This window comes from Priestia sp. GS2, from assembly GCF_036409025.1.
Lineage (GTDB): Bacteria > Bacillota > Bacilli > Bacillales > Bacillaceae_H > Priestia > Priestia aryabhattai_A.
In genome coordinates, this window is sequence record NZ_JAZGJX010000001.1 from 918,752 (window position 1) to 932,539 (window position 13,788).

At 37.0% G+C, this 13,788-nt stretch carries 16 protein-coding genes; 14 read left to right on the forward strand and 2 right to left on the reverse strand.

The annotated features are described in order from the left end of the window. Positions 1-14 precede the first annotated feature (14 nt). The 5 genes from gntK (at position 15) to V2145_RS04730 (ending at position 4,908) form a co-directional block, all read left to right on the forward strand. Entirely contained in the window at positions 15-1,565 is a 1,551-nt protein-coding gene (gene gntK, locus V2145_RS04710; protein ID WP_311857494.1) for a gluconokinase, read from the forward strand. Between the two features lie 63 nt (positions 1,566-1,628). Further along, positions 1,629-2,531: a formyltetrahydrofolate deformylase gene (gene purU / locus V2145_RS04715; protein ID WP_311857105.1), complete on the forward strand. Its 903-nt coding sequence runs from the start codon at positions 1,629-1,631 to the stop codon at positions 2,529-2,531. 305 nt (positions 2,532-2,836) lie between these two features. Then, the gene (locus V2145_RS04720; protein ID WP_094913218.1) at positions 2,837-3,631 is read left to right on the forward strand and encodes a thymidylate synthase; all 795 of its coding nucleotides are present in this window, start codon (positions 2,837-2,839) and stop codon (positions 3,629-3,631) included. Further along, positions 3,628-4,107 (forward strand): dihydrofolate reductase, encoded by a 480-nt coding sequence (locus V2145_RS04725; RefSeq protein ID WP_311857106.1) that lies wholly within the window; start codon positions 3,628-3,630, stop codon positions 4,105-4,107. The genes V2145_RS04720 and V2145_RS04725 overlap by 4 nt, the downstream gene beginning before the upstream one ends. A gap of 48 nt (positions 4,108-4,155) precedes the next feature. Next, positions 4,156-4,908, forward strand: a complete 753-nt coding sequence (locus V2145_RS04730) for a lysophospholipid acyltransferase family protein (protein ID WP_311857107.1) — start codon at positions 4,156-4,158, stop codon at positions 4,906-4,908. Here V2145_RS04730 and V2145_RS04735 read toward each other — a convergent pair. Then, the gene (locus V2145_RS04735) at positions 4,905-5,147 is read right to left on the reverse strand and encodes a hypothetical protein (RefSeq protein ID WP_330987370.1); all 243 of its coding nucleotides are present in this window, start codon (positions 5,145-5,147) and stop codon (positions 4,905-4,907) included. The genes V2145_RS04730 and V2145_RS04735 overlap by 4 nt on opposite strands. 162 nt (positions 5,148-5,309) lie before the next feature. Between V2145_RS04735 and ilvA the strand changes: the two genes are divergently transcribed. The 7 genes from ilvA to V2145_RS04770 all read left to right on the forward strand — a co-directional run bounded on the left by ilvA (position 5,310) and on the right by V2145_RS04770 (position 12,039). Then, positions 5,310-6,581, forward strand: a complete 1,272-nt coding sequence (gene ilvA, locus V2145_RS04740) for a threonine ammonia-lyase IlvA (protein WP_094913215.1) — start codon at positions 5,310-5,312, stop codon at positions 6,579-6,581. Between the two features lie 172 nt (positions 6,582-6,753). Beyond that, the gene (locus tag V2145_RS04745; RefSeq protein WP_094913214.1) at positions 6,754-7,005 is read left to right on the forward strand and encodes a DUF2535 family protein; all 252 of its coding nucleotides are present in this window, start codon (positions 6,754-6,756) and stop codon (positions 7,003-7,005) included. Between the two features lie 166 nt (positions 7,006-7,171). Beyond that, positions 7,172-8,014: a DegV family protein gene (locus V2145_RS04750; protein WP_094913213.1), complete on the forward strand. Its 843-nt coding sequence runs from the start codon at positions 7,172-7,174 to the stop codon at positions 8,012-8,014. A 145-nt stretch (positions 8,015-8,159) separates the two neighbouring features. Further along, positions 8,160-9,782 (forward strand): ATP-binding protein, encoded by a 1,623-nt coding sequence (locus V2145_RS04755; protein WP_131888119.1) that lies wholly within the window; start codon positions 8,160-8,162, stop codon positions 9,780-9,782. 48 nt (positions 9,783-9,830) lie between these two features. Continuing rightward, entirely contained in the window at positions 9,831-10,388 is a 558-nt protein-coding gene (locus tag V2145_RS04760; protein ID WP_094913227.1) for an SCO family protein, read from the forward strand. A gap of 214 nt (positions 10,389-10,602) precedes the next feature. Further along, positions 10,603-11,454: a GDSL-type esterase/lipase family protein gene (locus V2145_RS04765; protein WP_131888118.1), complete on the forward strand. Its 852-nt coding sequence runs from the start codon at positions 10,603-10,605 to the stop codon at positions 11,452-11,454. Between the two features lie 12 nt (positions 11,455-11,466). Continuing rightward, positions 11,467-12,039, forward strand: coding sequence for a YpmS family protein (locus V2145_RS04770; protein WP_094913210.1), 573 nt, complete (start codon positions 11,467-11,469; stop codon positions 12,037-12,039). 46 nt (positions 12,040-12,085) lie between these two features. Here V2145_RS04770 and V2145_RS04775 read toward each other — a convergent pair whose 3' ends face one another. Next, complete coding sequence (locus tag V2145_RS04775) at positions 12,086-12,841, reverse strand: DUF4397 domain-containing protein (RefSeq protein ID WP_311857112.1); 756 nt, start codon at positions 12,839-12,841, stop codon at positions 12,086-12,088. Between the two features lie 301 nt (positions 12,842-13,142). On the opposite strand from V2145_RS04775, the gene V2145_RS04780 reads away from it, so the two are divergent. Together V2145_RS04780 and V2145_RS04785 are read left to right on the forward strand one after the other, a co-directional pair. Then, positions 13,143-13,553, forward strand: a complete 411-nt coding sequence (locus V2145_RS04780; RefSeq protein WP_311857114.1) for a hypothetical protein — start codon at positions 13,143-13,145, stop codon at positions 13,551-13,553. An 87-nt stretch (positions 13,554-13,640) separates the two neighbouring features. Next, the gene (locus V2145_RS04785; protein WP_094913207.1) at positions 13,641-13,784 is read left to right on the forward strand and encodes a YjcZ family sporulation protein; all 144 of its coding nucleotides are present in this window, start codon (positions 13,641-13,643) and stop codon (positions 13,782-13,784) included. Positions 13,785-13,788: the final 4 nt, after the last annotated feature.

Here is a 13,788-nt window from a genome sequence, read left to right on the forward strand (position 1 = left end):
ACGTGACAACATATATGATAGGTGTTGATATTGGAACAACAACAACAAAGTCGGTTTTATTTACTGCTGATGGAAAAGTGAAGGAGTCACATCATGTTGGGTATCCTCTTCATACGCCGGATGCCCTAACAGCTGAACAGAAGCCAGATGAGATTTTTGCAGCTGTCCTATCAACAATTAAGAAAGTAGTGGCAAAGGGAAAGGTAAATAAAGAAGATTTAAAAGTTGTATCTTTTAGCAGCGCGATGCATAGCCTTATTGCTGTTGATGAAAGTGGTGAGCCACTTACAAATTGTATAACGTGGGCTGATAAGCGAGCGGCTACATATGCAGATAAGCTTTGTAATCAACGAATGGAACTATACAAGCGAACGGGTATGCCTCTTCATCCTATGTCACCTCTTGTTAAGATTAAATGGTTAAAGCATGAGCACCCCGAAATCTTTGAAAAAACAGCTAAATTTATTTCAATTAAAGAATATATATTCCATAAATTATTTGATGAGTATATAGTGGATTACTCCATTGCTTCTGCAACAGGAATGCTTAATTTAGAAACAAAACAATGGGATGAAGTTGCGTTAACAAATGCAGAAATCTCTTCTGTTCAACTATCTACTATTGTGCCAGCAACACATGTGAGCAAAGGGATTAAAAGTGAAATCGCTCATACGCTTAAAATTAATGAGGATACTCCTTTTGTAATAGGGGCAAGCGATGGCGTATTATCTAACTTAGGCTTAGATGCTATCCATCAAGGTGAGATTGCCATTACAATTGGCACAAGTGGGGCAATTCGAACGGTTACAAAAAAGCCTGTTCTAGATAAAGAAGGTCGAACATTTTGTTATGCATTTACGGATGACTTATGGGTCGTAGGAGGCCCTATTAATAACGGTGGAATGATTTTACGATGGGCAAAAGACGAATTGGCCAAAAGTGAATCTGCAGTTGCTGAGCGTTTAGATGTGAATGTATATGATTTACTGACGAAAATGGCCGATACAATTCGGCCTGGAGCTGAAGGGCTTATTTTTCACCCTTACTTATCAGGAGAACGGGCTCCTTTATGGGATGCAGACGCAAGGGGTTCATTCAGCGGGCTATCTCTTCATCATGGTAAAGAGCACATGATCCGTGCGGTGTTGGAAGGAATTATGTACAATCTATATACAGTGTTAGAGCCTCTTGAAGAACTAATTGGACCTGCTCGTGAAATTAAAGCTTCAGGTGGATTTGCTCGTTCTGAAGTATGGAAGCAAATGATGGCTGATATTTTTAATGCAGAAGTAAGAATTCCGGAAAGTTTTGAAAGCTCTTGTCTTGGCGCAGCTGTACTAGGTCTCTATGCAATCGGTGAGGTTGAATCCGTCAATGTGGTAGAAAAGATGGTTGGAAAAACTACACACTTAGAGCCGATTGCTGAAAATGTGAAAGTATATAAAAAAATCCTGCCAGTCTATCGAGATATTATGGATAGTATGAAGCCTCATTACGCGAAATTAGCAGAGCTTCAGCATGAAGAAGAAGCGAATCCTTACTCTAAAAATAAGAATGACGCTTGATAATCGGTAAACTTTCATTATAATGATAGAATAGTCTGTACATTCAAAGAGAGAGGGAACTTTATGAAATCGCATATTGAGCAACACGTAACATCATACAAAGAGAAGTATAAAAATAGAGGGCGGTTGTTAATTAGCTGTTCAGACCAACCTGGAATTGTGTCGGCTGTCTCTACGTTTTTATTTGAACAAGGAGCAAATATTGTAGAGTCTAGTCAGCATTCAACTAATCCAGAAGGTGGAACATTTTTTATTCGTTTTGAATTTGAATGCGACCGTTTGGATGAAAAAGGACCAGCAATGGAAGAAGCTTTCCAATCGATTGCAGAATCCTTTTCAATGGAAGCGAAGTTTACGTACGCACATCGTTTAAAGAGAACAGCGATCTTCGTGTCAAAAGAGTTACATTGTTTATTAGAACTACTATGGGCATGGGAAAGCGGCGACTTAATGAGCGACATTGCCGTAGTTGTTAGTAATCATGAAGATGCGCGTGAAGTCGTTGAGTCTTTTGGAATTCCGTTCTATCACATTCCTGCAACAAAAGAAATTCGTGCTGAAGCGGAAGCACAGCAGCTCCAATTATTAAAGGACTATAACATAGATTTAATTATCTTAGCGCGTTATATGCAGATTTTAACGCCGACATTTGTAGCCGAAAATCCATATCGTATCATTAATATTCATCATTCGTTTTTACCTGCTTTTATCGGTGCAAAGCCATACGAGCGAGCGTACAAGCGTGGTGTTAAGCTAATCGGTGCTACTTCGCATTATGTAACGGATGATCTAGACGAAGGACCGATTATTGAACAAGATATCGAACGAGTAAATCACCGAGATGATGCGGAAGAACTGAAGAAAAAAGGGCGCTTAATTGAGCGTACGGTCTTAGCAAGAGCGGTAAAATGGCATTTAGAAGATCGAATTTTAGTTTACGGTAATCGCACAATCGTATTTAATTGATGAAAAGAGGCTGGGATATAAACGTTTCAGCTGATGATTTATCCGAGCTATTTAAAGTTAACTACTTTTTATAGCTCGGATTTTTTTGTTGAGTAGGAACAAATTTTAAAGGACAGTGTTTGTAACAATGGAGCGAACATGTTTTGAAAACTATATCGTTTAGAAACGGGATGAATCGTCTCCATGAAGGAATCAGTCAGCTATGTCTTGGATTTTTTCTATAAGAAACCCTGCACTTTCTCATAGACATGAGAAAAAATCGCCTATACAATAGAGAAAGACTTTTGAAAAAGGAAGTGTCGGAAGTGAAACAATATCTCGACTTATGTGAACATGTACTGAAACATGGAACGAAAAAAGAAGATCGGACAGGAACAGGAACAATTAGTACATTTGGTTACCAAATGCGATTTAACCTTCAAGAAGGGTTTCCTGCTTTAACCACTAAAAAGCTTCATTTAAAATCAATTATTCATGAATTATTATGGTTTTTAAGCGGTGATACAAACATCAAATATTTACAAGATAACGGCGTACGTATTTGGAATGAATGGGCTGATGAAAATGGAGAATTAGGCCCTGTTTATGGTCACCAGTGGCGCTCTTGGCCAACACCAGAAGGAAGTACCATTGATCAAATAACAAATGTTATTCATCAAATTAAAAATAATCCAGATTCAAGAAGGTTGATGGTAAGTGCGTGGAACGTTGCGGATGTTGATAACATGGCGCTTCCGCCATGCCACTGCTTATTTCAATTCTACGTAGCAGATGGTAAATTATCTTGTCAGCTATACCAACGCTCAGCTGATATTTTTTTAGGCGTACCTTTTAATATTGCATCCTATGCCCTTCTGACAATGATGGTTGCTCAAGTGTGCGATTTAGAACCAGGTGATTTTGTTCATACGTTTGGGGATGCTCATATTTATACAAATCACCTTGAACAAGTAAACCTACAGTTAACGCGTGAACCTCGTTCCCTACCAAAAATGAAGATTAACCCAGAAGTCAAATCTATCTTTGACTTTAAATTTGAAGACTTCGAGCTCGTTGAGTATGATCCACATCCTCATATTAAAGGAGCGGTTAGCGTATGATTTCGTTAATTGTAGCGATGGACAACAACCGCCTAATTGGGAAAGAAAATGATTTACCTTGGCGTTTGCCAGCTGACTTACAGTATTTCAAGCAAACCACAATGGGCCACACAATTGTAATGGGACGTAAAACGTTTGAATCAATTGGCAAGCCTCTTCCAAACCGACGCAACGTTATTTTAACAGGGAATAAAGACTATCATCATGAAGGTGTAAAAGTTATTCACTCTGTTGACGATCTTATGTCTCTTGAAGAGGAAAGTGAGCTTTTTGTAATTGGTGGAGCAACAGTATATGAGCAAACTATGAATGTGGCGACTCGTTTATACGTTACTCATATAGAAGAGGCGTTTGAAGGAGATACATACTTTCCTGAAATTGATTCATCAGTTTGGAAAGAAGTATCCAAAAAGCAAGGTATTAAGGATGAAAAGAATCCCTATGTTTACTACTTCACAGTTTATGAACGTTCATAATGAAATAACTACCCACAGCAAGTCAGTATGTTTATTGGGAGAAATAGAATGAAAATGATTCGAATGATTGTGTTTTTTATCTACTTTTTTACGTATCTTATTTTCAGCTTACCTACTCTATCTAAAATGAAGCGGCTGCCAACTGAGTGGAGTAATGAGCGTAAAAGACAAGAACAGCATCAGATCCCTAAACACTGGGCGCGCACTCTTGTAAAAATTGCTGGAGCCAACGTTGAAATAACTGGAAAATCCAACATTCCCAAGGGGCCAGTTCTGTTTGTAAGTAATCATGAAGGCAACTTTGATGTTCCCGTTTTACTTGGTTTTATAGAAAAGCCATTCGGCTTCTTTTCAAAAATTGAAGTAAAAAAAATTCCGCTTGTTGCAAGGTGGATGGAAGTAATGGACTGTGTGTTCATTGATCGAGCTAATCGCAGAGCATCGGTTCAAGCTTTAAAAGATAGTGTTTGCTTACTCGAAGAAGGGCATTCAATGGTCATTTTTCCAGAGGGGACACGAAGTAAAGGCGAAGGAATTGGTGAGTTTAAAAAAGGAAGTATAAGGATTGCGCTAGATGCTAAGGTACCAATTGTCCCTGTTGCTATCCAAGGAACATCGAAAATTATGGAACAGTCTAAAGTTGGGTTCCAAAAAGCAGATGTAACCATACGAGTTTTACCTGCAATTACAACGCATCTAGATGCAGAAAGTAATCCAAACGTGATTCACCATGAAGTTCGTGAGCAGATTATTCAAGCTTTAAACAATCATCATCCAATGCAATCAAAAAGCGTCTCTTAAGTGAGACGCTTTTTTTGTTCAATATATTCCTGCAAATGATGAACTAATTGTCTAAATTCTTCTGGATTAACAAATTGTTTCTCATTCCAGTGTTTTTGGACCCATTGCGTAAGCTCAGAAGCTGAATTGAACACTTCCCCGCTTGTATCTGCATTTCTCAGCATGTATCGTCTATTATCATCATCAACAGTTACTTCACAAGGAATGGCACTATCAATGCTTTTTAACGTATACTCCATGTTACTCACCAGCTTTCGATCTTTTTTTTACTGTTTACTATCCTGCTAAAAATATGCTGATTAAAAAAAATCAAAAGATTAACTAAAAATAATGATTTTTCTAAATTTTATGTGATATAATGTACAAATTAAAAAAAGGTAGGAAGAGGAAGGAAGTTGGTTATGAAACAACAAGTAGATAATCGAACAAAACATGTACAGTTAGAGGACATCATGATTGCGAATCAAATGATTAAAGATGTTGTTGTACATACACCACTACAGCGCAATGATGTGCTTTCTGAACGTTATGAATGTAACGTGTATTTGAAGCGTGAAGATCTGCAAGTCGTTCGTTCATTTAAAATTCGAGGAGCGTATAATCGTATTAAGCAATTGACGAAGCAGGAGTTAGAGCATGGAATTGCATGTGCAAGTGCCGGTAATCACGCACAGGGTGTGGCTTATGCTTGTCGCCATTTGAACATTGATGGCAAAATCTTTATGCCTAGCACTACTCCCCGACAGAAGGTCAACCAAGTTAAATTTTTAGGGAGAGATAATGTAAAGATTGTTTTAACAGGTGATACGTTCGATGATTCCTATGAAACAGCGATCCAGTGCAGTGAAGAAGAAAAGAGAACGTTTATTCACCCTTTTAATGACGTTGATGTAATTGCGGGACAAGGAACGGTTGCTGTTGAAATGTTTAATGATTGTGAAGATGAAATAGACTATGTGTTTGGAAGTATTGGGGGAGGCGGTCTAATTTCAGGCGTAGGGACTTATGTGAAAAGTATCTCTCCTAAAACAGCAGTTATTGGCGTAGAGCCTGCTGGAGCAGCTGGAATGCAAACGTCTTTTGATAGAGGGGAAGTTGTAACGCTTGAGTCTATTGATCCATTTGTAGATGGGGCAGCCGTAAAAACCGTTGGTAGCGTATCTTACGAGATTAGCCGAGAAGTGGTTGATGATATCGTTATTGTTCCTGAAGGGAAAGTCTGTACAACCATTCTATCCCTTTATAATGAAAATGCAATTATTGCAGAGCCTGCCGGTGCACTTTCCATCGCTGCTTTAGACTCTTATCGTGAACAAATTAAAGGAAAAACAGTAGTGTGCGTTATCAGTGGAGGAAACAACGATATTGGTCGTATGCAAGAAATCAAAGAGCGTTCCATGATGTATGAAGGTTTGCAGCATTATTTTATTGTGAACTTCCCTCAGAGAGCAGGAGCACTACGGGAATTTTTAGATGAAGTGCTTGGGCCAAACGATGACATTTCACGATTTGAGTATACAAAGAAAAATAACAAAGATAGCGGTCCAGCGTTGGTGGGTATCGAATTAAAACATAAAGAGGATTATTATCCATTAATTAGCCGAATGGATAAAAAAGGATTTCCTTATACGGAAATTAATAAAGAAAGCAGCTTGTTCCATTTATTTATTTAAAATTGATAGCATAGCCTGTAATAAATTAGCGGTATGACAAAGGAATGTCTCATTGTACGTCGAATATGATGTCCATGAGACATTTTTTCTAAAAATAAAGTAAAAATGAAAAGACAAGTAATTAGTTTACCATGTATAATAAAAGAAACGGGTAAAAAGAGGGTTGATCGCCTTGCTATTGAAAAGCCTTGAATTTAAACATGAGAATGGTCAAAAGGTAAAAATTATTGATATTCCAGTATTGGAGGAAGATAGCACATTTCGGTTTATAATCTCTGTAAAGTTAAATGCTTTGATAACGGATATTATGAAGAAATCCATGCCGAAACAAACCTACTCGTTTCAAGAATATTTAAAACGTGTGTTGAAATGGAAAGATTATGAACAGCTATTTAAGTCTGACGCATTAAAACATAATGCTTGAAGAGAAAAAGTTGACTATTCTGGATTCTTCAGCGTAGTCAACTTTTTATGTTTTACGTGAAATAGTTGTATTATACTAACGTAGTAACAAACACTTTAGGATATTGCTGTAACCAAGTTTAGAACAATGCTATAATGAGCGCAAAGGATTTTGTAGGGGTGAACTCATGACGAAAATTAAAGTGGTAACGGATTCAACAATAGATTTAACCGTAGAGCAAGCAGCTCAATATGGTATTGAAATTGTTCCGTTATCGATTAATATTGATAATGAAACATATTTAGATCGAGTTGAAATAACGCCAAGTGATTTTATTGAAAAGATGAAAAGGTCTGATGTATTACCAAAAAGCTCTCAGCCAGCGGTTGGAGCCTTTGTTGAAGTATATGAGCGCCTTGTAAATGAAGGATACGATGTTTTATCAATTCATATGACAGGCGGTATGAGTGGTACAGTACGTTCAGCAGAAAGTGCTGCTAAAATGGTAGATGGAAATATTACCGTAGTGGATTCTATGTATATCTCAAAAGCGCTCTCTTTTCAGGTGTTTGAAGCTCTGGATATGATTAAACAGGGTTCTGAAATGCACGAAATTGTCCAGCGTTTGGATGAAATTCGTCGTAATACGACACTATTTGTTGTAGTCGATACGTTAGAAAATTTAATAAAAGGTGGGCGAATTGGACGAGGTAAAGCGTTAATTGGTTCGCTACTAAATATTAAGCCTATTGCTTCACTTGCTGATGGGGTATATACGCCTGTTGCAAAGGTTAGGAGTCATTCTCAAATCGTGAAATTTTTAACAAAGCAAATCGTCGAAGAGACGGCAGGAAAGCAAATTAAAGGTATCGGATTAGTACATGCAGAAGGGCGTGAACTAGCTGAAAAGCTAAGAGAATCGATTATTGCTGCCTGTGGCTATGAAGATTTTATAATTGAAGAGACAACACCTGTTATATCTACTCATACAGGGGTTGGCGCAATCGGGTTTATGTACTTTGCTGAATGAACTGAAAGTGATCTGTCTGATGAGCAGGTCACTTTTTTATTGGGAAAATCATATAGACTTCAACGTTAATAGTGGTGAAAAAATGTTATAATAGTTAAAAAGTAACCATTGTCTATTTTGAAAAAAATCTATATGGAGTGCAATCATGAGAAATTATATTCGGAATTTAAGTGTGTTTAACAAAACTGTTTTGTTCTCCACGTTAATTGTTATTATTGTTGGAGTTGGGACAGCTTCGGTTAGCTACTATCTCCAAAACGTAACGACCAAGCAGTTACTCACTCAGAATGCACTAACGACAACAAAGCTTTGGAAAGAGACGTTATCTCCTAATGAGATCACGCAATCTGTTAAGGCAGAAGATTTACCTAGTGCTTTAGCTCGAACAGGGATTGAGAAACAGTTTGAGCGTATTTATAAGGCAAGTCCAGAATATTTACAAGGTCATCTGTTTACAGTAGAACCTTATGAAAATCATGGATTTAAAATAGTTGTTACTGCTAATCCAAAGGTGCGTCAACAGCTTAACCCTTCTATGATATACTATGGAAAAAAAGAGTTTTATACCCATTTTATGAAAGCGAAAACAGAAAAAACAGAAGCGATAACAGATACATATACGGATCAGTTTGGGACATGGATTACTGCCTTTTCTCCTATTTTAAACGAAAAAGGCGAAGTTATTGCTATGCTGGCAATTGATGTTGATGCTAGCGTAATGACAATTTATCAGCAGCGTTTGTTTTCATTACTATTTTTTGCTCTTCTTTTTCTATTTACAATCATTATTTTTATTCAAGATTGGGGGCTGCGCGTGGTAATGGCGCCTCTTAAAGAATTAGTAGAGGGCATTAAATCAGTTAGTAATGGTAACTTTCAAGTTAAATTACAGCAGAAAGATGCTTCGGAAATTGGTCAAATCAGCCAGCAGTTTAATGTAATGACACAAAGATTACAGCATTTGTTCCAGCAGGTTGCTGCTACAAAAGAACAGTTGGCAGTAAAGCAACCGAGCTTGGAGTCTAGTGGAGATTTAGAAAAAGCTCTGGATGAACTTGAGATTATTATGGAACGAACGAAACTTCAAAAGGAGCTTCAGCGTGCAGAGAAGATGAATGCAATTGGTCAGTTAGCTGCATCTGTCGCGCATGAAATTCGAAATCCAATGACCGTGGTAAAAGGTTTCTTACAGCTGTTTCAAGATAACCAAAAGCTAACAAAATCGGAGTTGGGTTATATTCATTTAATGATTAGCGAAATGGACCGAGCCGAAGTTATCATTAACGATTATTTATCTTTAGCACGACCTGGGGTAAAAGAAGTAGATATTATTGACTGCATCGTAAGCGTAACGAGCTTAGTTGATTTATTGTCTTCATATGCACTGTTAACAAGCAATATTGAAATTGAAATTCAAACGAATCAGTTAGCATACGTTCGAGGCAATAAAAATGAATTTAACCAAGTGCTTCTTAACATTATGAAAAATGGTATTGAAGCTATGCAAGATGGTGGAAAGCTCTCTGTGTCTATTGATGTACAAGATAATCAAGTTCAAATTGCAATTAAAGATACCGGTGAAGGAATGACGAAACAAGAGTTGGAGAGGCTAGGAACAGCTTTTTATTCATTAAAAGAAAAAGGTACAGGGATTGGCTTAATGGTATCGTATCAAATTATAGAAGAAATGAGAGGCAAAATTACGGTTGAAAGTGAGAAAGGAAAAGGATCTACGTTTACTATTTTAATACCAGCATATAAAACGTAAACCATCGTACTGGGGGAAAAGATATTGAAAAACAACAATCAAAAGCTGATGCTACTGTGTTTGGTTTTAATTCTTGTTTTAGCAGCTTGTGGATCACAAATTAAAGACCCTTTAAATTGGAAGCTCAATTCTTTTACTTATACAAATCAAGAGAATAAAAAAGTTAGTCTAGACGATCTTAAGGGGAAGGTTTGGGTCTCTAATTTTATTTTTACAAATTGTGAAACAGTTTGTCCACCAATGACTGCTCATATGGCTAAGCTTCAGAAAATGGTGAAAGAAGAGGGACTTGATGCTAATTTTATTTCTTTTAGTGTAGATCCAGAGAATGATTCACCAGATAAATTAAAAGAGTTTGCTACTAAGTTTAATGCAGATTTTTCGAATTGGCATTTTCTAACGGGTTACACCCAACAAGAAATTGAAAAATTTGCGTTGGACCAATTTAAAGCTGTTGTGAAAAAGCCAGAAAAAGATCCGCAAGTTATTCATGCTACAACTTTTTATTTGATCGATAAAGAAGGCACTGTTATGAAGTCTTATAGTGGTGTAGGAGATACTCCATATGACGAGATTATTAAAGATATGAAAACGTTAAGTAAGTAAAAAGAAGGTATCTATGAGTTAAAAGTCGTATTTTAATTCATGGTTACCTTTTTTTAGAATAAACATTCTTATCCATCTTTCTACATATACTATAGACATGGAAAAGACCGCCCTTGACAAGGTATGTTACTATATAAAGATATATAAGTGCGCTATAGTAAATCTAGTCAAGCAAGGTGACAACTAGAATACAGCATAGTAAGTAGGTGTTGTGATGAAAAGATGGAAAAAAATAATCGTGGCAAGCGTGTGCTCTGTCACTTTAGCTAGCTGTTCTCAGCCTACCTTTCTTGTTAACCAAGAGGACGTTGTAGATCAAAAAGAAGTTCAGCTTACAAAAAAGGAACAAATACCAAAGGGCTTTTTCCCTGTGGAATTAGAAGCTGTTGCGATAGGCGACTCGTTAACGGAAGGTATAGGAGATGAATCCAAAAAAGGTGGATACGTACCTTTTATTGAACAGTATATTGCTAAGCAAAACGAAGTGGGAAATGTAACAATTTCTAACCTGGGCAAAAAAGGTAATCGTACGGATCAGCTGTTAGCAAGACTGAAAGATCCGTCAATTGCGAGCAAAGTTTCAAGAGCAGACATGATCTATGTTACAATTGGTGGTAACGACGTAATGAAAGTTGTAAGGGACTATTTTTATGATATTTCAATTAAAACATTTGAATCAGAAAAATCAAAATATGAAAAACGTTTAAATGAGGTCTTTCAACGAATTCGAAAGCTAAACCCAGATGCACATATTTATTTAATAGGATTTTATAATCCATTTTTTAAAACGCTAAGTGATATGAAAGAGATTAATGTTGTAATTGATGAATGGAACCAAGCAAGTCAACAAGTGGCAATGAATTATGGAAATGTAACATATGTGAAAGTAGATGATATCTTTTACGATTCTCCTGACAACCTCTTAGGAAAAGACGAGTTTCATCCTAATAAAAAAGGGTATGAGTTAATGGCGGAACGAATTAGCCATGCAATGGAGGAAGAAGATCCTTTATTGGGTCAAAACAAAGAGAAAGCACAGGGAGAAGAACCGAACGGAAACGAGTAAGGAGCTTATGAAATGAAGAAGTGGAAATGGTTATTTATTGGATTGCTAAGCGTTAACCTTCTCTTAGCGGTTGTAATCATTGGCCTTATCTTTCAACCGGTCGATGAAGTAACACCGCTGAAGTCTGGAGACGTAGAAGGGGACGCTGAACTAACAATTTTAGCTAAAAAAGAAGATTTAAATATACTTATTGATAAGTATCTAAAAAGAGAGCTTAATAATCAGCCTCTTAATTACGACATCACGTTAACGGATGTCGTGCAGCTAGATGGAACCATTGAGGTTTTTGGAGATGATATTGATATTCGAATGACCTTTACTCCGGAAGTGCAAGAGAATGGAGATATTGTTCTTGAACAAGAAACGCTATCAATTGGAAAAATTCAACTTCCGGTAAAAACAGTACTTCGCTACGTTAATAATAATTTTAATCTTCCTGAATGGGTGACCATCGATCCGAAGAGTGAATCGGTATATGTAGCTCTTCAAGAGATGGAGCTTCAAACAGATTTTAATGTGAAGGTTGAAAAGTTTGACTTAGAAAATGATGATATACAAGTCAAATTAATTTCAAAGAAAGAATAGCCAAAAAGCTCTCAGTAATAATTTGTTACTGAGAGCTTTTTTGGCGTTAGCGATCTTGTGAAATTAAGGCTTCTAATGCAGGTTTTCCTTGTGCATAACCTACTGCATAGACAGTATAAGCTCGGTTTGGACGCAGGCTGAGAGGTGGAATAGATAGAACAACATCATCGGTTCCTGCTATTCGTACATCAAGCTGTACAAACATTGGAGATAATCCTAGATAGTTAGTGATTTCCTTAAACGTAACGTCGGAAAAGACAACGTCTCCCCCTCTGGCAGCAATGTCAACTGCTGGTGCATTAGGAGACAGGTGAATAAACCTCACCTTTGTTTCTCCACTGGGAACTTTACTATCATCATAAATAAAAAGCAATTCTAGCTCGTTTAAATTATTTACGGCTGCAACCGTATATTTTTGGTTCCCTTCAAACGTAAACGACTTTGTAAGTAACGGTTTTTCTGTTTGGCCAGCAGGATAAACAGAAATTGTATAGCGACCTGGGTCTCCTAAAGGCAAATAGTCGGTTTCTTGCTTGTAAGTAAGATTACGAATGACACGTCTTCCATTCAAGTAAATATCAACGGAAGGTGCATCAGGAGAAGCGTGGAAAATTCTGGCCATTGGTTTAGCTACTCGTGGTCCTTGTGTATGGTCCCCTGCTAAGATTGCTTGTTGCACATAGTATAAATGCTTTTCGTAATAAGCAATATGACGGGAAGGGTCGCTATATTTGTAGTAGTTTGATAAGAAATCATATTTCATTGCTTTTTTAATGTATTGGTCAAATGAATAATTAGCCATGCGTTCAGCTCCTCTGTTATACGGAGTAGAAAAAGAAATCTATACGTAACCAAACATATGCTAAAACTCATAAATTATGCTGTAAAACAATTGACCAACTTTCATCTTGCTTTTTCTTGAATAGAATGAATCATAGCCGTTAATCCGCAATGGTTATAAGTAAAAGAGGTGAAGAGGATGAAGCTGTTTTATGAGAAGATGCTCAAAATCATGCTCACTGGATTTGGACTCATTCTTCTATTACTGTATTTCATTGTCTTCTCATTTTAGTTATTAAATTACTAAAAGGGGTGACTGCATTATGAAAGAAAGCATGTGGTTCACCGTCTTTCGGTATGTACTTGTGTGTTATGCCGTTTTTTTTACTCTTATTGTTGCGAGTTTATTACCGGCTTTGTTTGGATTTACTGTAACGTTACAGCAAGAAGATGGACCGGGAGTTCCAAGCGGGTCAGTAGTCGTTTTTCAGCCATCACAAGATATGGATACCGAAGGAGTTGTACTAGTTGCTCGACAAAGCTCATTGGTAGTGATAGAAGCCAATACCGTCTTGCCAGGTGAAAGGGTAGTGGGATCATACTCTTACCATATTCCATATGTAGGCTTTCTACTTACACTTATCAAGAAGTACTGTGCAGTTCTTGTAATGATAACGATTCTTTGTTTTATACTCCTTGGAATGAAGAATTTGACAATAAAAAAAGGAGAATAAAAATGGGCATTCGCACATACACATCGCTTTTTCACAACATAAAGTAACAATGTGCTAAACGAATATCACGAATGAGGAGAGATTGCTATGTATAATTATGATTGCTATGATCAATGTCACTATCCGGTTGGAGGGTATCACCACCACCACTGTGGATCAGGAAATTCATTTGCATTAATTCTTGTGCTGTTTATTTTATTAGTTATCATTGGGTGCAGTTACATCTGCTAGTTTA